Here is an 18,147-nt window from a genome sequence, read left to right as displayed (position 1 = left end):
GTAGGATTTCGCCATGCGAACACCGAAGCGGCGGCGACCACGACCACGCATCCAAGATGTTCCGCCGGGTACGGATCTGGGTGCGCTGGCGGAACGCACCCGCTATATCGGTAGTCCCGAGCACAAGGACATGCCGACGTTCGCTGGGCAGCCTCGTCCTCGCGGCGATGCGTCGATCTGCCCGAGAGATCACAATGACGTCGATTTGGTGACGGGCTGGCTGAGGTCGTCCATCCGTGCTGGTTCGGTGGGCGGACCGTGGGAGGACGAATTCCCGCGGTACGTGTGGCACCAAGAGGAGGAGGTCGTCTTCGAGGCGCGACTCGTCAATAGGGGCGACGGTTCTTACAAGGGCTACCCGCTTTCGGCAGACGAGTGGCCCGAGCACATGGCGAGGCAGAGATGAGTGCTCTCCAATTCGAGGTGCAGTGGCAGGACGGCGCTGGCATCGAGGGTCCCGAGCTCGCTGCGACGTTCGCTTCGTTGCGTATCTTGGCTGCTGAATCAGTGCTGACCCGCGTCGACGACAAGCGCGCCCAGACGTTGCGCGATGTCGTGTACGTACCGGTCTACCCCTTGGCTGAGTGGTTGGTGTCGAATTGGTGGTTCCTCGCGTATGAACCAGAGAATCTCCTCAACCGGGACGATCCGGCGTTCGCTCACCGTCATCGGCTGGTCACCGGGTCAGATGGCTATGCCTACCCAGACCTACGGCTCAGCTCGGCCGGCAAGCTGACGCGACTGGAATGGGAACGCCGGGCATCAGAGTGGACCAGGCTCGACTATCGCAGTTCCGGCTCGGCGACTCTTGACCGTGATCAGGTTCTGACGGCTTGCACGGACTTCGTCGACATGGTCATGCGAAGGCTCTCGGCCTGCGGCATCTCGTCCTCGTACTTGCAATCGGAGTGGGAGGCCGTTCAGACCACCGAACACGACGAGCAGGCATTCTGCGCGACTGCAGCGAGCTTGGGCCGAGATCCCTACGACCTCGATGAACGTGAGCAAAGTCTCGTTCTCGATGTCGGCACGCGGCTGGGAGACTTGCGGACCGAAGCGCTGCCCGCACTCGATCCTGCCGACCCGCTGGCGGCTTGTATCGCAATCCACGAAGCGATGGAGGCCTCGAAGTCGAACACTCTTCGCCTCGCTGACGATCTGGTGGGAGCGAGCCGGCGGCAGGTCGGCACGGACCGTCCGTGGCTGGAAGGCTACGAACTGGCGAGAGACACCCGGGCGGCCCTCGGCCTCAACGGTGAGGCGCTCGCCACCAATGCGAACTTGGCCGCGGCGATCGGCCAGCACCCGGCCTCCATCTCTCGAGCCACTCGCCCTGTGAAATCCCTTGCTGCGCTGACGCTGGTAGATGGCGTGGTGAACCCCCAGAGGCCCGGAACCGTGGCCATCGGGTTGAGCGAAACCGGACTGGCCGGCCGGCGCTTTCTGTTCTGTCGCGCACTGGCTGAAGTCTTGACCGCTGGTACCGCCACGATTCTCACGAAGGCCAGAACTGAGCGGCAGCAGCGCAACCGGGCATTCGCAGCCGAATTCCTTGCTCCCTCGGCATCTCTCAGGGACAAGATCGCCGACCGGTACGTCGACCACGACCACATCACAGAACTGGCCGACGAGTTCGGTGTGTCCCCCTACGTAATCGAGCATCAGCTCCAGAACCACGGCATTGCCGAACTCGTGAGCTAAGCCCAGACGCGCCGAATGAACTCCCCGCAGCCGTCGTTAGGACGCACTTCGGGCCACAAGTACGAATCGTCGGTGCTGGTCGGGCTGGACCGGCGCGGTTGCCGCGGAGCACTCATTACAACGCCGCGGGCGAGGTAGACAAGGGCATGCTATCACGCGAAAAACGTGCTCTGATCTGTGGTTATGCGCTCAGCGGGTGCGGCGTCTGTAAATGATCCGGTCGTAGGCGAAGATGCTGACCACGACGACCGCGGCGGGCGCGCTCATGTACCACCAAGGCCAGCCGGTCAGCCGCAACACCAAGCGAGCCGTCAATGACACGACAATGATGCCGACCCAGCCGCTCGCCCAAGCTCTGTGCCACAACGAACGCGTCCGCTCCGACGACACGCCGAAACCGTAGCCCGCAGCGTTCACAGCGGAGCGTTGGCGACAGCGCTGCACGTCCCCAGCAGCAGCGCCATGAACACGTCGAAACCGACCGCCACCAAACAGAAGACCACAACATTCAGCCTGCGCGAAACCGATCGCGATCAGTACCTTGCGCGCCGCGACGCCGACCGCAAGGCGCATCAAGCAGACCTCACTGTGCTCGCCAAGAGAATCAGCCGCCTGACGTTCTGGTTGCCTTTCGAAGTGCTGGGCGCCTTGGCGGCCGTCGTCGCCGTTACCGAATGGCTGCGCGGCTGAGCCGATTCACCGTTCCAGCACCGCTCGACACGCCAACGGTGCTTGGGAGTCGTCGCGAGCACGACCGCTTCTGTGGCCGGTGACGCCGAGGCTGGGGCTGGGTCGGGCAGGCCTTCCGTGTCGCCGTCGGGCGGGGGCGTGCCGGCGGTGTCCGAGACGCCCGGGGCCGTCAGGGCCGGGGCTGGCGTCTGGTATTCAGTGAAAAATACTGAAATATATTTGGATGCTGGTCTTGGTCGGCGTATGGTGGGCGTTTGATTTCGTTCGCTGCGTTGTCGGGGAGGCCGTGGTGTCTGAGGCTGTTCGGGTCCGTGCTTACGATTGGATGCGTGAGCAGGCCGATGCGACAGATGCCCGAGGGCTGGCAGGCGCCGTCGCTGGGGCAGTACTACCGGGCTTTGGACGTCGTCGCCGGTCTCAAAGCCGATACCGAGGAGTTCTTGTTCTCGCGGCTGTGCGACCTGACCAGCATGGATCTGCGGTTCCTCTGCTGCGACTCGACCCCCACCCGCCACTGGGACAAAGCCCGCATCGGCTGACACCTCGCCATTCCGAGACGATGCAGTGGAAACACCGATCGGCCGAGCCCCCGCTGACCTGCACAAACGCAAAACAGGCGCCAAATTCGGGCCAGACAAAAGTGAACGCGCATGGCAGCGTTGCCATGGTGCGCACGCTATAGGGTGCGGATATGGCGGAACTGGCTGATACCGCGTTGGTGCTCATCGTTCTTCTGCTGCCTGGGGCGTTTGCTGCGTGGGGTTACGAGCGGTATCACGAACTCTACGCGCGTCGCTCGAAAGACTGGTTACTGCGCCTGGCGGCAATCGCTGGCATGTGCCTCGTCGTCACATCGGGTCCACTGTATTGGTTGATTTCCAACTACGGCGATGACTTCCGTAATCAGAGATCTCTACCAATATGGATGATCATTGTACCAATAGCCTATGTCGCGATCCCAAGCTTACTTGGTATGATCGCGGGTCTCACTGTCGGTCGATTGACCCGTAGGTTTGAACGATTCGGCACACGTTTCACGAGAATACTTGCGAGTAGTCGCAATGCCCCGACATCTTGGGACTATCTCTTCCAACATAAGAACAGCGGTCTCGTCAGGTGCAAACTTAGAGGGTCCGATCGATGGGTCGGAGGCATTTTTGGACCCGGTGGATATCTGGCGATCGTATGCGGCGGGACGCGGTGATGAGCGTGAGATCTATATCTCAACCGCTTTCCATTTCGATCAAGATGAGGGGCAGCCACGACTAGACCAACATGGTGAGTGGGAAAAGGTCGGCGGCGGCCACGGAGCTGGTATACTGGTCAGGTGGAACGAAATAGAAACACTTGAATTCATTCCGATTTCATATTTCGATCACAACGGAGCACGACATGACTAAGAGAGGCGAATGGGATCAGCCCCGACCGAACTACGTGCAGTATCGCGGTGGCTACAGACCAGTTGCTAAAGTGCGTGATAGTGATATTCCTGTAGACGCGTTTGCTCCACGTCCGCGCAGCGGTCAACCGGGATATCGGAAACCCCGAAAGACATTCTGATCCGCAATCGACCGGAGTAGTGAGAATCCGGTCCATCATCTGACCTGCTCACACGAACCGGGATCAGCCGGGGGCAGTAAGGCGGAGAGGATATATTCATCGGGATCGAGGAGCAACAAGAACAGGTGCGAAAGTCGGCATCAAGAGATGCTGACTTGTCCACGATTGCACAGGTGGCAGTGCATCTCAGTCCGCATGCCCACCTGCTGTAACTGTCGTGCGGTCCTACAGAGCAGACTGATCCAGATGAGGGAGCGTCCGACAGTCCCCCACGCTCGTCCGGACCGCGCTGTGAAGTCTGTGTCGCGCTGGTAGGGCAAGTCGTATCGCGTCGCGTGGGAAACGCTCAGGATGAGATGATGAGCGAGCCGCTTGACGCGTCACTCTGAAAGAACGGGTCCACATGGGGCACATCGTCATCCCAGTACCCATACCTAGCTGCAAGAAACTTCTCGATGCCTGGCATGTCCGGTGTTTCTTGGTAGCATTCTAGGTCCCAGTTGCGTGCAACGGAGAGCATCGCGACTCGTCTCGTCTCCTTCATGCGCTCGTACGAGAATGCCGCGAGGGGAACCGGCGCGTCGGTGGCGCCTTCCGCCTCAGAAAGCCGCTGCAGCGCCTGCTCCATTCGTTCCGCTGAAGGCGGCATAGGCCCGGACGCCGCCAATCGGTAGTTCAGCGTGATGTTCATCACGGCTGTGAGGATGTGCCAATCGAGCCATCCCTCGCTTCGAAGCTGTGCCACGACCAGTGGGAATTGCTGCGTAGTGAGCAGTCTTGTGAGTGTAATTCGTAGGCTTTGAGGAACAGTCCTATAGCGGTAGTGCAATAGTTCGTTCGCTGTGTGCTTTGAGTAGGTTGGGCCGGGACCGTCTTGCCATCGAAGCTCTTCATGTTCGCTGAGTGTCCCCTCCAGGGAGTTCCAGGGCATTTCCGGCGCTTCGCGTTTCCGCGTGGGGTAGTGCGGTGAGGGTCCCGGCTGGATAGGGAGGGATCCCCCAGAATCGGAGGTGCTTTGTTACCCCGATCCGGGAGGATCCCTGTGGCTGTTGACCTTACGCGTGCGTTGTTGCTGATCGTCGGTCTGGGTCCGGGCGTCGCGGTGCTCGATGTGCGGGGCCGCCGCGGCGGCCCGCTCGAGGTCGAGATAGCGCTGACGGACCGGCCGTGCTGTGGGGGCTGCGGCGCCAAGGTGCATCGTCACGGCGCCAGCGAGGTGCGCCTGGCGGATCTGCCGGCGTTCGGTCGGGCGGTGAAGCTGGTGTGGCGCAAGCAGCGCTGGCTGTGTCCGCATCAGGGCTGTGCGGTGCGCACGTTCACCGATCAGCAGCCCGCCATCGCGCCGCCCAGGGGGCGCATGACCAGCCGGGCTGCTCGCTGGGCGACTCGCGGGGCGGGTGCGGGACGCGCGATCAAAGAGATCGCTGCCGAGCTGGGGTGCAACTGGCATACCGCGATGGCTGCGGTGCAGCGTTGGGGCCGAGCGCTGCTCGAAGCCGATGACGGCCGCATTGACGGCGTGACCGCTTTGGGTCTCGACGAGATCTTGATGTTCCGACGCGGCCGGTACCGCGAGCAGCACTGGGGCACCACCATCGTGGACGCCGGCACAGGCAAGCTGCTCGACATAGTCGCTGGCAAGAGCGCCAAGGGCGCCACCAGATGGATCCAGGGACGCACGTCGAGATGGCGAGCCCGGGTGCGCTGGGCAGTCATGGACCTGTCAGGCCCGTACCGCAAGGCGTTCACCGACGCGCTGCCCAAAGCGATCCAGGTCGCCGACCCGTTCCATGTCGTCAAGCTCGCCAACAGCACCGTCGACCAGGTGCGCAGACGCGTCCAGAACGAGACCACCGGCGGACGCGGCACCAAAGACGACCCGCTGTATCGGATACGGCGGCTGCTGCTCAAGGCACACGAACGCGTCACCGAACGCGGCAACGCCAAGCTGCGCGGCCTGCTCGCAGCCGGCGACCCCCACGGCGAGGTCCGCGACGCCTGGCACGCCAAAGAGACCCTCCGCATGACCTACACGATCCCAGACCACGAGGTCGCCCTCGAAGCCATCGACGAGCTGTCCCGCGACCTGCGAGACGACACATTCTCACCGGAGCTGAACAAGCTCGGCCGCACGCTTCGCACCTGGCGGGAACAGATCACCAACTGGCACCGCTCACAGGTCACCAACGGGCCGACCGAAGCAGCGAACAACCTGGCGAAGCTGATCAAGCGAGTGTCGTTCGGCGTCACCAACTTCGACCACTACCGCATCCGAGTCCTGCTGTATGCAGGCAAACCCGACTGGACCCTGCTCGACACCCTCACCCCACGCTAAAGCGCGAAGAGCCGCATTTCCACTGTTCTCCGGTCGAACCCGCTCTGCTGCTCAACCGCAAATATGTCGACGAATTGTTCGAGCTGAACTGCCGTCATGAGCCGGTTCCCGAGTCCTCGCTGAAATCCTCGCTCCATGGCGGAAGAAAAGTTGTCTCCTGGCAGCAGCGAAGCCTCGCGAAGGATGACCAAGAGCGCTCCGAATAGATCAGCGTGCACCGATTCCAGGTCAGCACTGCTATCCGCTCCTGTCGGTGCCAGCCGCACCACCCATTCACGGCCGTCATTGCTGGGCCGAGCCTCGATGCGCTCCGACGTTGCAGGTGCTTGCTGTTGCCGCACTTCGATTCGAACGGTGATTGCCGTCGGGACTAGGCAGAGGTCTTCATGAGCCAGTGCTGCGAGCATCGCTTGGACGCCGGCCGCGAATCTCTCGGCGATCAGGACAGTCGCGTCGTCGTTGTGGGTCAACAAGGTCCAGGAAGTTCCGAGCGCCGCGAATCGAATGCACCTGGTGTCGCCCGTATCTGAGAAGGGCCGATTGCTGAGTTGGCCTTCACCGAACGACTGCCATGAATCTGCGTGGCGCTCGGGCCGATCATCAATCAACTCGCTGATGAGGGCCAATACGCCGCTTCTCTCGACGAGAGTCTCAATCTCTGAGGCCAGTTCCGGACTCGTGTGCTTTGCGCAGAGCAGAATGTAGCCAAGGTGCCGCATTGCCTCTTGGGCCATCGTGTCCTCGGCGAGGTTGACTCCCCCTCTGCCGACTTCATGCTGAGCGACGAGAGCCAGGTCATACAGTTCGGCCGCACGGCACCATGCCCCCGAAAGGAATTCGCAGCTTCCGGCGATCATCAGTCCGCGGGGCGCAAGGTCCACCAGATCGTCATCGGAATTGTTCGCCGCCGTGACAGCCGCGGCAAGCGCATACGCTTTCGCCACTGCGAACAAGCGCAGCTCACGGTACAGCTGAGCAATCGTGAGGGCGGCGAGAACAGACCCGCGCAGGGTGTCACCAGACCACCATTCGACTTGAGCGCGATGCAGTTCCTCCAAAGCCGGACGGACTCGATCGTCGGCCATGAGCGCCATAGCCCGGTCGCGAGCACGCTCCGCGACAATGCTCCTGCCTCCGCGATCAGCGGTCTCTCTGTCGACTCGTTCCAGAAGTTCGCGCCATTCGGCTTGAGTGCTCCAAAGCGGCATCTGGAACTGAATGATGAGCGCGAGCGTGTGCAGCGGGTACAGCGGCGTTTCTCCAATGCGGTCCATCAACTCGGTGAAGGCTGACAGAGCGCGAACCGGATCGCGGTATTCGTACTCGTGAGTCAAGGTGGACTCGATCGGTGCCCACGGCGGGACATCGATCTCGGCAGGGTTGGACCCCGGTTCGGGCAGGTCGTCCTCGCTCACGACCGGATGCAGCCCAAGGAATCCAAGCGCCGACAACAGTGCCGCTCGCCTATGCGGCGTTTCGTTGGGGACGAGTTCCTCGATGCGTTGCGCGAGCGCGCCGCTCCAGCGGTCGAGATCGTCAGAACGGATCGTTGTGACACCGCCCACTGCTGCCCCGCATGCGTACATCAGCAGCGTGCACGCATCGTCAAGACGAGCTGGCTCGGTCTCCGTCAGCGAATCGTCGAGGTAGGTCCGGGCTACACCGTCGACGAGACGCATTTCCCCCGTCCCTCGCAGCGTTGCGCCAATCAGCTCGTAGCGCGCACGCTGCTGGGTTTCGGCCGACAAGTCAGGGCGAGCAAGCAGTTCTCGCATGAGCCCCAGCCAGAACGGCAGGTCATTGCGGGCAGCTTCGCTGAAGACCGATTCCCTCAGCCCCGCCTTCAGGCCCAAGAACACAGCAAGCGTGGCATCCTCGACACGCCGTTCCCGCCACAGCACTCGGCGCTCTAGGTAAGTCTCAGGGAGGTCTCCGTCGTCAGGCGGGGCGTCTGGTCGTAGTTCGGCGGGAATGGCCAAGTACTGCTCTGCAATCCAGAATCCTTCGGATCGGGCGAGCAGTTCAGCAATCGACTCGACGTCGTGGAACTCAAGTCGGATGCCGTGAGCCTCCCGCACCTCATCCACGAGTGCGTGGCGACGGCCTACGGGCACCGGACTCAAGGTGAACGCGCGGACTTCGTGAACTGGATGTCCGGAACCACAGACCGTGTTGATGTCACTTCTGACCTTGGCGACGACACGGTCAGCTGGTGTCGTGCAAACGAACGCGATAGTTCCCTCGCTGACCAGTCCCAGGAACGCCCCGTGCTGGCCGAGTTCACTCCTCAGGTAGCTGCGGAACGTCTCGAAGTCTCGCCCTTGGTCGCCGCCTGCGGAGACCGGTCCGGTGGCAGGCAGCACATTGGAGCAAATGAACTGCTGAGTCAGATGGCGGCAAATGTGCTCGAACTGATGCTGAGCGTTCGCAGCAGGTATCTGGGCCAACGCGAACTTGATCTGCTCCGCGAGCTGAGCCGGGTTAGCCATCGCGAACCCCTCCCAGCGTCTTGCCGGCTGTCATCGTCGCCAATTTGGCAGGCTGCATGGCGCCCAGCGGAACCGCGCGACCAGACGGTCCCATACGAGGTCGCGGTCGCGCTGCACCGGGTTCTCGGCAGCGAGCTCGCGGGTCTCCCCGCATGCGGTGATCATCCTGTGGAACGCGAGAGCGTCGACGGTCACAGCAGGCGCCGTGTCCCCGTGGCCGGCAAGCGGTGCCTCGATTTGCGCTGTTTCCCCAGCGTGTTCGTGCATCGCCGCTCTGGCTGTCCGTGCCGAATTCGCAAGCCCACGAACGGGCGCCGTTCGCCGCGCATTGCCGTTTCCTGCAAGTCCAAGCCGGGCACCATCACCGAGACGAGCGCTAGCCGACCGCTGTGTCTGAGGCTGTTCGGGTCCGTGCTTGCGATTGGGTGCGTGAGCAGGCTGATGCGACCGTCGCGGAGTACGTGATGTCGCGCATGAGTCCTGTGCCGGCAGCGGAGCTGGCCACCAAGGACGACGTGCGCGCGGTGAACGAAGACTGGCGCGTGGTCAAGGCCGATCTCGGGCGTGTCGAAGGCGAGGTCGATGCGTTTGCTGTGCGGGTGGACGAGAAGTTCGACCGGCTTGTCGAGTCGCGCGAGGCCGACCGCCAGGACGCCGGGCGGCGAGCTTGGAGGATTGCCCTTGCGCTGCCGGTGGAGGTCGTGGTGCTGTTCGCAGTCGCCGCAGCGATCCTGGAGTGGCTGCGCGGCTGAGCAGAGTCACTGTGCCGACGCGGGCGGCACGGCAGTGTCTCAGGCGAAGACGAGATGCCCAGGAGCCGCGGAGCGCCTTGCTTGCCGGTCTCGTGCTGGGAAATCGATTGATGGGCGCCGGATGGGTCGGTTATGTTGGGTCGCGCCTCGTTGCCCGGCTTGTGCGGCGACCTACCAGGAACCGAACGTGCGCTATCAAGCGCCGCGACGAACAGCGAGGCCTGATGACCGCTCCTGTCGAGACGACCGCCGCCATGACCACGCCGGCCGAACAGCGTGACCCCGCACACGACGGCGGTTCGACCGCTGCGGGCGAAAGCGCCCGCAGTACGGATGCCTCGGCTGCGGGCGTGCTCAATGGGGCAGGCGAGCAGGCGGCGGTACGGCGGGAGCTGTCGTCAAACGCCGTCATCACCCTGTTCGGCGGGCTGGTGACAACGCTGCTGGCCGCGCTCATCGGCCTGATGATGTGGCAGTTCAACTCGCTCGGCGTCCGCATCGACGCCCAGAATGATCGCATCGACGCTCAAAGCGACCGCATCGACAGTCTCGGAGCGTCGCTGCGCGCTGAGATCGCCCAGCAGAGCGCTGACCTGCGCGCCGAGGCGGCCCAGCTGCGAACTGACCTGCGCGCTGAGATGGCCCAGCAGGGGACCGAACTGCGTGCTGAGACGGCCGACCTGCGCGCTGAGATGCAGGCAGGGTTCGCTGAGGTCACCGCGATACTGCTCGATCACACGGACAGGCTCGCGCGCCTCGAGACCGCCGCAGGGCTGCCGAGGGCTGCCGACTGAGTCATTCGCAGGCTCCGCAGCGATCCTGGAGTGGCTGCGCGGCTGAGCAGAGCCACTAGTAGGGTGCTGAAATACGCAGGTCTGCCGGGAAGCCCAAGTCCCTGACCAGCAGGTTTGCGTTAGGCAACAGCCCCCAAACCGACTTTTTCAGCACCCTGCTAGTGTCCCGAGTGGGGAATTAGTCGCGCTTTAGTGTTGGGTGCGCCATCATGGTGTCTTCGGCGATGATCGGAGGCTGTGATGGGTGCTCGACGGGGACGGCCGGCGGTGGAGGTGGTGCTCGACAGCGAGGAACGCGAGACCTTGGAGCGGTGGGCGCGGCGGCCCAAGTCGTCGCAGGCTTTGGCGCTGCGGTGCCGGATCGTGCTGGGCGCCGCGGACGGCCGGACGAACAAGGAGATCGCCGCGGAGGCGGGCTGTCATCCCGCGACGGCGTCGAAGTGGCGCCGCCGGTTCGCCGAGCGGCGCCTCGACGGGCTCGCCGACGACCCGCGGCCGGGGCCGCCGCGCAAGATCACCGACGCGGTGATCGAGGACGTGCTGGTGCGCACCCTGGAGACCGTCCCGGCGGACGCGACGCACTGGTCGACGCGGTCGATGGCCAAGGCGGCAGGCGTCTCGCAGACCGCGGTGAGCCAGATATGGCGCGCGTTCGGCCTCAAGCCCCATCTCCTCGACGAGTACAAGGTGTCCCCGGACCCGCAGTTCGTCGACAAGGTCCGCGACGTGGTGGGCCTGTACCTGAACCCCCCCGACGCGGCGGTGGTGCTGTGCGTGGACGAAAAGACCGGCATCGGGGCGCTCGACCGCACCGCGCCGATCCTTCCGCTGATGCCCGGCACCCCCCAAAGGCAGACCCACGACTACCGCCGCCACGGCACCACCGACCTGTTCGCAGCCCTCGACACAGCCTCGGGAAAAGTCATCGCCTCGATGACAGCCCGCCACCGAAGCGAGGAGTTCCGCAGCTTCTTGAACCAGATCGACAAAGAGATCCCCGACAGCCTCGACGTGCACATCGTGCTCGACAACGTCTCCACCCACAAGACCCCCGCCGTCAAGCGCTGGCTGGGGCGCCACCCCCGCTTCCACCTGCACTTCACACCCACCTACAGCTCATGGATGAACCTCGTCGAGCGCTGGTTCTCAGAACTCACCACCAAATGGCTAAAACGCGGCACCCACCGCAGCGTCGCCGAGCTCAAGGACTCCATCAACGCCTGGATCCAAAACTGGAACGACAACCCCCGACCGTTCACCTGGCACAAGACCGCCGACGAGATCTTCGACACCATGGCCGCATATATGCAACAAATTCCCCACTCAGGACACTAGGGACTACTCGGATTAGGACGTATCCCGACTGTTCCGGCGCGTATCGCATCCGCGAACACACGGACCTCCTGCGATGCCTGTACGAGGCCGGGATGAGGCTCATGCACTGATGACGAATCCACGTAATGCTCGGCTCCCACGCAGTCCCAGCCAGTGTTCCCAGGCCCCTGCCGATCTGGATCGCGGAATGCTTGTCTGAACGGTGGCGGGTGTGCAGAGCCGCTCAGAACTGTCTCGCCGAGACTTCCTCGCGTCGCACCCGCAAATCGAATGTAGCGGCCGTCGGAATTCTCGCCGTCAGTCGGCTGCGGCCTCCTGAACAAAGACCGCCAACCCTGCCCGATGCTGCTTGAAAAAACTCAGGATCTGTCGCGCGAAGTCAGACGCAACACAGAAGCGATCGCCTGCCTCGCCCGCAAGGCCGGCCAAGGCAAGACCCGACACGAAGCCAGACGAGCCCGCAAACGGCAACTCGCCAACCGCGTCATCCGACGAATGCGGCGCGACGAAACCGCCCGAAACCAGCCCCACGCGCTCGTCGCTTGACAAGGGAGCGTCCCACAGGCCCCTGTGAGCGATCCTCGGTAGACGGCGTTGGTTCGCGAGACGTGGCGCAGCCCTGTAATCTATTTCGTTATGCGACCCGCGTCACTCGTCAACTGCCATGTCAACAGTGTCAGCGCCAACGGCCAGCATGTTCCTAAGGAGTACAAGTTCCTCGATGCCGAGGGCTATCAGCGCGCGCTCGCCGCTCGTCATCGGCTGGTAGCTGAGATCGTCGAAGACGCTCAGCAGGTCGCTGCGGAATACGGCGTCTAGCTCTTCTCGCTGCGCCGAGTCGAGCACGTCGAAGGCCTTTGCCAGCGCAGCCCGCAGCCCCCTGGCTGGGAGCCCCGGCAGACGCAACAGTGACACTCGGAGATTCTGTTATCCGACGTCGGGTTTGCCCATGCGACTGCCGCAGCGCTGGACCAGTTGTACTGGCCCAGCTTCACCCGTGACTGGCTGGCAGAGCGAGGAACCTCCTTCGAACTCGGGACGGGGGGTCTATTCCCGGCGGAGGCTTTCGCCCGGCCGCTGCGTTGCGGTTTGCCGACCGGCTGGTGTGCGCAGCACTCGTCGAACGCTGCCGTCCGGAGATCGAAGCCAGCTTGGTCTCCGAGGGGGAGGTCTTGTGGCCGCGCGGGCTCAGACGCGGCAAGCAGTGGATCGCGCTGGAGGGGTTCGTCGACCAGAGCGACGCGTTCCATGTGCTGTCGGTTGACATTCAGTCCTTCTATGACTCGATAGGCCACGACGTGCTGGCCGAAACGCTGGCACGAGCACGATGCGATGAGACGGTGGTGTCAGCTTTGAGCGAATGGCTGAGCACGGTCATGGGCGACCTGAAAAGAGGGCTCCCGCAAGGACTCATCGCATCTGATCCCCTGGCAACGGCCGTGCTGGCGCCGCTCGACATGGCGTTGCGCGCAGCCGGGTCTTGCTATGTGCGGCACGGAGACGATCTGCGAGTGCTCGGCTCGCTCGCCGATGTCACGGACGCAGCGCGACTGATTCGCAAGGAATTGAGATCGCTGGAGCTGACCATCAACGACGACAAGACTCGGGTGCTTCGCCACGCCACGTACATGGACCGTCGAAACGAGATCAGCAACGCGGTGCGGTGCGGGTCCGCGGAAAAGCCCCTCTGACCTGCGATGATGCATGCCGTTGAGCAACGCTTCTTCCAGTTCAGGGGGGAATCTGCGAGGTGAAACCTGCCAGTGCCGCAAACGCGCGTCTGGCAGGCGGCGGGACCGGGTCGTGTGGGGCGCAGGGCTGCTCGCGCTGGGCCGGTTCGCGGATCGTGTGGGGTTGACCGAGGCGTTGTCCGCGACGGTGCCTGCGGACGGCGAGCCGCTGTGGATCAAGCTGCGGCCCGGCGACGCGGCAGCGAACGGCATCGCCGGTCATCTCGGAGTGATGGACGCTGCGGTGGGGGCGCTGCCCGAGCCCGACGCAGCCTCCTGGTGCGCTTTGGCTGAGGCGACCCCGCGACGTGACAGACGGCGGCCGGGGCGCGCGACTGCATATGCGCAGAGGGAAACTGAAATGCATGTGGATGCTGAATCCGGTCGGCGCACGGTCAACGCTCGTTGTCGCACCGCTGCGTTGTCGGGGAGGCCGCTGTGTCTGAAGCTGTTCTGGCCCGTGCTTGCGATTGGATGTGTGAGCAGGCCGATGCCACCGTCGCGGAGTACGTGATGTCGCGCTTGAACGCGGTGCCGGCAGCCGAGCTCGCCACCAAGGACGACCTGCGCGCGGTGAACGAAGACTTGCTCGCGGCCAAGGCCGACGTCGGGCGTGTTGAAGGCAAGGTCGACGCGCTCGCCGGGCGGGTGGACGAGAAGTTCGACCGGCTTGTCGAGTTGCGCGAGACCGATCTCAAAGAGCGCGCCGTCGAGCGAGAGGCCGACTGCGAACAGCGCGCTGCTGCGCGTAAAGCCGATCTCCGACAGCGTGCCGCTGAGCGTGAGGCCGGCCGCAAGGACGCCGGGCGGCGGGCGGCGGGCGTGGAGGATTGCCCTTGCGCTGCCGGTGGAGGTCGTGGTGCTGTTCGCAGGCGCCGCAGCGGTCCTGGAATGGCTGCGCGGCTGAGCCGACTCACCGTTGCAGCACCGCTCGACGCGTCAGCGGCGCCTGGGAGTCGCTCTGGGCACGGTCGCTTGTGTGGCCGGTGATGCCGGGACTGGGGCTGGGTCGGGCAGGCCTGCGGTGTCGCCGTCGGGCGGGGGCGTGTCGGCGGTGGCCGAGACGCCCGGGGCCGTCAGCGCCGGGGCTGGTGTTGAGCGGCGTTCGCCGCTGGTGCCTGTGCTGGTCGCGGTGACCGTGGCGTTGATCGGCGGCGTGTTCGTGTTCGCCTCGGCGGGCTTCAATGCGCTGCGGGACGACATGAACCGCGGCTTCGCCCAGATGGACAGCCGGTTCACCCAGGTTGATGCCCGGTTCACTCAGATCGACGATCGGTTCGCCCAGGTCGATGCCCGGTTCGCTCAGATCGACGATCGCTTGGCGGACATCAACGAGATTCTGCTGGACCACACAGACCGGCTCGCGCGCCTCGAGGCCGTCCAGAACACCCACACGCATCGGTAGCGGCCCGCTCCGTGCCGCTGCGGGGGCAGCGCAACCGAGCTCCGCCGCAGGCACCAGGCGGGGCATCTCGTGCCCCGCATCGCCGGGGAGGCTGCTGGGTCGGCAGAGGTTCGGGTCTGTGCCTGCGATCGGCAGCGTGATCAGGCCGATGCGACAGTCGCGGCGTACGTGATGTCCCGCTTGAGCCGGCGATCCTGAGGCGACCTGCGCACCCTTGTGGTGCCAGATACGTCGGTTGCGTAACCGACCGCGGCATCCTGCTGGGAGGTGCCGGCGGTGCAGACGGCAGCGAGCGCAGCCTGCAGCCCGGCCGCTATGGTCGCCGACATGGCAAAGTGCACGAAGTGGTGGCGCATGAATCGCACTACTAAGAGGCTCCAACCCCCTCGGTGTGCTCATCTGTCCGGAGGCTTCAGATAGATGGCGATCTTCATATGACAAGTGGCCTCGAACAGCTAAGTCTGTTCAGTACGTCACAGAATGAACCTCGGACATGGCGACTGACGCTTGGCAGTCATCGTGTCACGGTAACTGAGGTGTTTTGGTCGTACTGGTTCCTGGCTGCAGAGCGCCAATCGATGTTCTTCCGTCGCCTACGTGGCGAACCGCCACCATGGACAGATGACCGTGTTCTAGCCAGACACAGATTCACGAACGCTTACCGGGCATCCGATCGTGTCAGCCAGTACTTGCTGCAGCGCGTGATTTACGATCGAGAGCGCGAGTTCGCTGATACGGCATTGAGGATACTGCTCTTCAAGATATTCAATAAGATCGACACTTGGGAGCACATTGTCCGCCATCTAGGTGAGCCTGATACGTCGTCGTTCGACTCACAGACCTACGGACGTATTCTCGATGAACGTGTTGAGCAGGGCGGACGGCTATATGCTGCCGCCTACATCATGCCAAACCCTGGACGAGGGCATCGTAGCAAGCATCGCAACCATCTGGCGCTGCTTCAGGAGCTCATCACAAGCGGGGACTTATCGCGTCTCGCTTCCGCAACCTCATTGCAGGATCTCTACCAGAAGCTCTTGGAAGTTGAGTCGTTCGGCAGATTCCTAGCGTTTCAGTACGCCATAGACCTCAACTATTCGGCCCATTTCGACTTCGAAGAGATGGACTACGTTGTCGCTGGTCCGGGAGCTCTGCGCGGGATCAACAAGTGCTTTGAAGACACCGGCGGGCTTGAGCCAGAACAGGTCATAGCCTTAATGTCTGCCGCTGCGGAGAAATTCCTGTCACAACAGTTGCCAGCATTTCGGAATCTTGATGGCAGGTCTCTGCAACTCATCGATTGCCAGAATCTTTTCTGCGAAGTGGATAAGTACGCGAGGGTTCAGCACCCGGAGAGGTCTCTTGGCAAAGCAGAACGAATCAAGCAGAGCTTCACTCCTAACATGCGGCCTCTGGGCCTTGGCTACCCGCCGAAGTGGGGATTGCGCTGGAGAGCGGACGCACCGGCTATCGATTCTCCACCGATGCCAGAACTCAATGATCGATTGACTGAGGTCTAGCGGCCTGCTGACACCATTTGAGATGACTGTTCGGCGTATGTTTCGCTATAGGTGATAGTTCGCTTGTCTAGATCGCAATATACGTAGCCGCCGCGATTTGCCCTGAGCTGACTGAATACGCCGAATGCCTGTGTATAGGCTTCTCGCCACACCGCGACAGGCTGGTTATCTACTTCCAAGCCTTGAACCATATGCTTGATATGGCGAAACAGTTCCGCATCCAATCGGTCGAGGTCGAAGCTGCTTCCTGTACCATCGCTGTTTGGCGGTATCTCAAGCGCCTTGAACACAAATGCCGCAAGCCCGTCCTCGGTGAAGATCGCTCTGGCGCCGTCTTCGACTTGGTCGAGATACTCGCTTCCATAGCCCTTGTCGTCCACACGACGGCCTTGATCGTCGGTACGAGGTGTTTCTCTGCGCTTTACTCGAAGAATGCGTCTGAGAACAGGTGACCAGCCCAGTACCGTGGCGTGGGCGAGATGTATGACATCATGGTAGCGGTAACCGTCGTCCTTGGCCGCATTGTCGTCTAATGGGTCCCCTACAAGCCCACGGTCTTGCCCGTTGTCGTCGATCCACCGCATGCGGACAACGGGGCGCTGCGGTTGACGTCGCAGCCGCTCCTTGATGTCACCGAAGTAATGGTGGTTGGTGACCTCAAAGAACTTGAAACACATGTGACGTGGCAGTTGATACTCGGAATCGAGATCTGAGTCGTATTGCTTCACGTCTGTATCTTGAAATGCGGTGTGATGATCGGAGGCCCGCTTGAGATTCGATACGGCAACGTCCGCGAGAGTGAGACCGACGCTCCGTGCTACCGCGTCGATGTTCCACAACATGCTCCCTAGGTCGCGCTTGAGGGCGTCTGGAGCTAGAATTTCGATCACCTCATCAACGCGGGTCTCGCGTCCACTCAGTTCTTGCGTATAACGCTCACCGTTCTCGCGTGCGAACAGCTTGCTCGCTCGTTGGGCGATGCTTCCAGCGTCGCTAGCTATGTTCATCAGGGCTACCCGTACCGCGCTGAACCATATAGCCGAATCGTCGCTATAGATAGGCAATAATTCCGCGGCTTTACTCGAAAGCTCGCCGATAGAATCTTGCCTGCTGCCCTCAAATTCTGCGATGAAACACGCTTCTGCCATCTCGCTGAGGTGCATGCAGTAGGTGGTGCCCAAGTCGAATCTCAGATCGGGAGCCAGCTGCTGAACGTTGCGAGCCAAGAGATCCATGTACCACAGCAGATCGCCGAGTTCCTCGTCGCAGAGGCTTCGTATACGGTCCTGTGTGAGCTGCAGGTTGTCTTGCAAGCGATACAATCTCTTGGCGACCGCGGCCACTGAGCCGGTTCTGCTGATCATGCCCAGCAGCGCAACGTTCACGGCCTTGAGATGACCAGTCTCGTGGTTCGATCCAAGAAGCTCGGTACTCACCGTTGTCATAGCGTGGGCGTACTCGTCGGTCTTCGATGCATAACGTGAATATTCAGCAAATGTCATGTCATCGGACATTGGCCCTCGGCATGGCGCTATCTGGAGATGTTCGTTCGGTCGGAGCGGAGGCGTAACTCCTAATGCGACGCTACCACCCTGGTCACTTCGCGGTATCGGAATTGCGCCCAGCGGAGATCTCGGCAGTGCGGCCTCGTCGCCAGCGAGCCGCCCGGCGCAGCCGGAGCGTACTGATGCTCAGGTTGCGGCTGCCTCACGCCGATTGGCCGTCCGTAGCTGAGTCTCGCGCCGAGGCGCTGACCCGCAGTTCGGGCCTCGTCGCGCCCGAGTCGGCCGCAGCGGCGCGCTGTCTCTGGTGACCGGCGCGCAGGCACACCGTGCT

Annotated in this window: 21 protein-coding genes; 14 read left to right on the top strand and 7 right to left on the bottom strand. The window is 62.8% G+C overall.

The window, feature by feature from the left end; all coding sequences use genetic code 11:
* Positions 1–13: 13 nt before the first annotated feature.
* The 6 genes from ACOGJB_RS10585 (at position 14) to ACOGJB_RS10560 (ending at position 3,595) form a co-directional block, all read left to right on the top strand.
* The gene (locus ACOGJB_RS10585; RefSeq protein WP_419837109.1) at positions 14–406 is read left to right on the top strand and encodes a hypothetical protein; all 393 of its coding nucleotides are present in this window, start codon (positions 14–16) and stop codon (positions 404–406) included.
* Positions 403–1,701 (top strand): ImmA/IrrE family metallo-endopeptidase, encoded by a 1,299-nt coding sequence (locus ACOGJB_RS10580; protein WP_419837108.1) that lies wholly within the window; start codon positions 403–405, stop codon positions 1,699–1,701. Before ACOGJB_RS10585 ends, ACOGJB_RS10580 begins: the two co-directional genes overlap by 4 nt.
* Before the next feature lie 232 nt (positions 1,702–1,933).
* A complete protein-coding gene (locus ACOGJB_RS10575) occupies positions 1,934–2,104 on the top strand; it encodes a hypothetical protein (RefSeq protein WP_419837107.1) in 171 nt (56 codons plus the stop codon).
* 23 nt (positions 2,105–2,127) lie between these two features.
* A complete protein-coding gene (locus ACOGJB_RS10570; protein ID WP_419837106.1) occupies positions 2,128–2,391 on the top strand; it encodes a hypothetical protein in 264 nt (87 codons plus the stop codon).
* A 329-nt stretch (positions 2,392–2,720) separates the two neighbouring features.
* Complete coding sequence (locus tag ACOGJB_RS10565; protein WP_419837105.1) at positions 2,721–2,930, top strand: hypothetical protein; 210 nt, start codon at positions 2,721–2,723, stop codon at positions 2,928–2,930.
* 152 nt (positions 2,931–3,082) lie between these two features.
* Positions 3,083–3,595, top strand: coding sequence for a DUF6338 family protein (locus ACOGJB_RS10560; protein WP_419837104.1), 513 nt, complete (start codon positions 3,083–3,085; stop codon positions 3,593–3,595).
* Positions 3,596–4,297: 702 nt separating this feature from the next.
* On the opposite strand, the gene ACOGJB_RS10555 is transcribed toward ACOGJB_RS10560, so the two are convergent.
* Positions 4,298–4,645, bottom strand: coding sequence for a hypothetical protein (locus ACOGJB_RS10555; RefSeq protein WP_419837103.1), 348 nt, complete (start codon positions 4,643–4,645; stop codon positions 4,298–4,300).
* A 348-nt stretch (positions 4,646–4,993) separates the two neighbouring features.
* Between ACOGJB_RS10555 and ACOGJB_RS10550 the strand changes: the two genes are divergently transcribed.
* Positions 4,994–6,286, top strand: a complete 1,293-nt coding sequence (locus ACOGJB_RS10550; protein WP_419837016.1) for an ISL3 family transposase — start codon at positions 4,994–4,996, stop codon at positions 6,284–6,286.
* On the opposite strand, the gene ACOGJB_RS10545 is transcribed toward ACOGJB_RS10550, so the two are convergent.
* Positions 6,283–8,775 carry a hypothetical protein gene (locus ACOGJB_RS10545; protein WP_419837102.1) on the bottom strand — a complete coding sequence of 831 codons (2,493 nt, stop codon included), beginning with the start codon at positions 8,773–8,775 and terminating at the stop codon, positions 6,283–6,285. The genes ACOGJB_RS10550 and ACOGJB_RS10545 overlap by 4 nt on opposite strands.
* A gap of 30 nt (positions 8,776–8,805) precedes the next feature.
* A complete protein-coding gene (locus tag ACOGJB_RS10540; protein WP_419837101.1) occupies positions 8,806–9,042 on the bottom strand; it encodes a hypothetical protein in 237 nt (78 codons plus the stop codon).
* A gap of 122 nt (positions 9,043–9,164) precedes the next feature.
* Here ACOGJB_RS10540 and ACOGJB_RS10535 point away from each other — a divergent pair, with 122 nt between their 5' ends.
* The 3 genes from ACOGJB_RS10535 (at position 9,165) to ACOGJB_RS10525 (ending at position 11,656) form a co-directional block, all read left to right on the top strand.
* Positions 9,165–9,527: a hypothetical protein gene (locus ACOGJB_RS10535; protein ID WP_419837100.1), complete on the top strand. Its 363-nt coding sequence runs from the start codon at positions 9,165–9,167 to the stop codon at positions 9,525–9,527.
* 224 nt (positions 9,528–9,751) lie between these two features.
* On the top strand, positions 9,752–10,321 hold the full coding sequence (locus ACOGJB_RS10530) for a hypothetical protein (protein ID WP_419837099.1): 570 nt from the start codon (positions 9,752–9,754) through the stop codon (positions 10,319–10,321).
* A gap of 240 nt (positions 10,322–10,561) precedes the next feature.
* The gene (locus ACOGJB_RS10525) at positions 10,562–11,656 is read left to right on the top strand and encodes an IS630 family transposase (protein ID WP_419837098.1); all 1,095 of its coding nucleotides are present in this window, start codon (positions 10,562–10,564) and stop codon (positions 11,654–11,656) included.
* Between the two features lie 297 nt (positions 11,657–11,953).
* Here ACOGJB_RS10525 and ACOGJB_RS10520 read toward each other — a convergent pair whose 3' ends face one another.
* The gene (locus tag ACOGJB_RS10520; protein ID WP_419837097.1) at positions 11,954–12,205 is read right to left on the bottom strand and encodes a hypothetical protein; all 252 of its coding nucleotides are present in this window, start codon (positions 12,203–12,205) and stop codon (positions 11,954–11,956) included.
* Between the two features lie 99 nt (positions 12,206–12,304).
* The gene (locus tag ACOGJB_RS10515) at positions 12,305–12,571 is read right to left on the bottom strand and encodes a hypothetical protein (protein WP_419837096.1); all 267 of its coding nucleotides are present in this window, start codon (positions 12,569–12,571) and stop codon (positions 12,305–12,307) included.
* 86 nt (positions 12,572–12,657) lie between these two features.
* Between ACOGJB_RS10515 and ACOGJB_RS10510 the strand changes: the two genes are divergently transcribed.
* The 3 genes from ACOGJB_RS10510 (at position 12,658) to ACOGJB_RS10500 (ending at position 14,791) form a co-directional block, all read left to right on the top strand.
* Positions 12,658–13,347: an RNA-directed DNA polymerase gene (locus tag ACOGJB_RS10510; protein ID WP_419840715.1), complete on the top strand. Its 690-nt coding sequence runs from the start codon at positions 12,658–12,660 to the stop codon at positions 13,345–13,347.
* A gap of 477 nt (positions 13,348–13,824) precedes the next feature.
* Positions 13,825–14,376: a hypothetical protein gene (locus ACOGJB_RS10505; protein ID WP_419837095.1), complete on the top strand. Its 552-nt coding sequence runs from the start codon at positions 13,825–13,827 to the stop codon at positions 14,374–14,376.
* On the top strand, positions 14,366–14,791 hold the full coding sequence (locus ACOGJB_RS10500) for a hypothetical protein (RefSeq protein WP_419837094.1): 426 nt from the start codon (positions 14,366–14,368) through the stop codon (positions 14,789–14,791). Before ACOGJB_RS10505 ends, ACOGJB_RS10500 begins: the two co-directional genes overlap by 11 nt.
* A gap of 140 nt (positions 14,792–14,931) precedes the next feature.
* Here the strand turns inward: ACOGJB_RS10500 and ACOGJB_RS10495 are convergent, their stop codons facing one another.
* Positions 14,932–15,156 carry a hypothetical protein gene (locus ACOGJB_RS10495; protein WP_419837093.1) on the bottom strand — a complete coding sequence of 75 codons (225 nt, stop codon included), beginning with the start codon at positions 15,154–15,156 and terminating at the stop codon, positions 14,932–14,934.
* A gap of 171 nt (positions 15,157–15,327) precedes the next feature.
* On the opposite strand from ACOGJB_RS10495, the gene ACOGJB_RS10490 reads away from it, so the two are divergent.
* Positions 15,328–16,311: a nucleotide kinase domain-containing protein gene (locus ACOGJB_RS10490; RefSeq protein ID WP_419837092.1), complete on the top strand. Its 984-nt coding sequence runs from the start codon at positions 15,328–15,330 to the stop codon at positions 16,309–16,311.
* On the opposite strand, the gene ACOGJB_RS10485 is transcribed toward ACOGJB_RS10490, so the two are convergent.
* Complete coding sequence (locus tag ACOGJB_RS10485; protein ID WP_419837091.1) at positions 16,308–17,825, bottom strand: hypothetical protein; 1,518 nt, start codon at positions 17,823–17,825, stop codon at positions 16,308–16,310. The genes ACOGJB_RS10490 and ACOGJB_RS10485 overlap by 4 nt on opposite strands.
* Between the last annotated feature and the right edge of the window lie 322 nt (positions 17,826–18,147).

It is taken from the genome of Candidatus Poriferisodalis sp., assembly GCF_965208895.1.
In the GTDB taxonomy this organism is placed as follows: domain Bacteria; phylum Actinomycetota; class Acidimicrobiia; order Acidimicrobiales; family Poriferisodalaceae; genus Poriferisodalis.
Note: the sequence above shows the minus strand (reverse complement) of the source record. Positions and strands in the feature narration are given on the sequence as shown.

Excerpts from the sequence above, each read along its gene's own strand:
- ACOGJB_RS10585 (WP_419837109.1), top strand. The coding sequence starts at position 14 with ATGCGAACACCGAAGCGGCGGCGACCACGACCACGCATCCAAGATGTT.
- ACOGJB_RS10580 (WP_419837108.1), top strand. The coding sequence starts at position 403 with ATGAGTGCTCTCCAATTCGAGGTGCAGTGGCAGGACGGCGCTGGCATC.
- ACOGJB_RS10575 (WP_419837107.1), top strand. The coding sequence starts at position 1,934 with ATGCTGACCACGACGACCGCGGCGGGCGCGCTCATGTACCACCAAGGC.
- ACOGJB_RS10560 (WP_419837104.1), top strand. The coding sequence starts at position 3,083 with ATGGCGGAACTGGCTGATACCGCGTTGGTGCTCATCGTTCTTCTGCTG.
- ACOGJB_RS10545 (WP_419837102.1), bottom strand. The coding sequence starts at position 8,775 with ATGGCTAACCCGGCTCAGCTCGCGGAGCAGATCAAGTTCGCGTTGGCC.
- ACOGJB_RS10540 (WP_419837101.1), bottom strand. The coding sequence starts at position 9,042 with ATGCACGAACACGCTGGGGAAACAGCGCAAATCGAGGCACCGCTTGCC.
- ACOGJB_RS10530 (WP_419837099.1), top strand. The coding sequence starts at position 9,752 with ATGACCGCTCCTGTCGAGACGACCGCCGCCATGACCACGCCGGCCGAA.
- ACOGJB_RS10525 (WP_419837098.1), top strand. The coding sequence starts at position 10,562 with ATGGGTGCTCGACGGGGACGGCCGGCGGTGGAGGTGGTGCTCGACAGC.
- ACOGJB_RS10485 (WP_419837091.1), bottom strand. The coding sequence starts at position 17,825 with ATGTCCGATGACATGACATTTGCTGAATATTCACGTTATGCATCGAAG.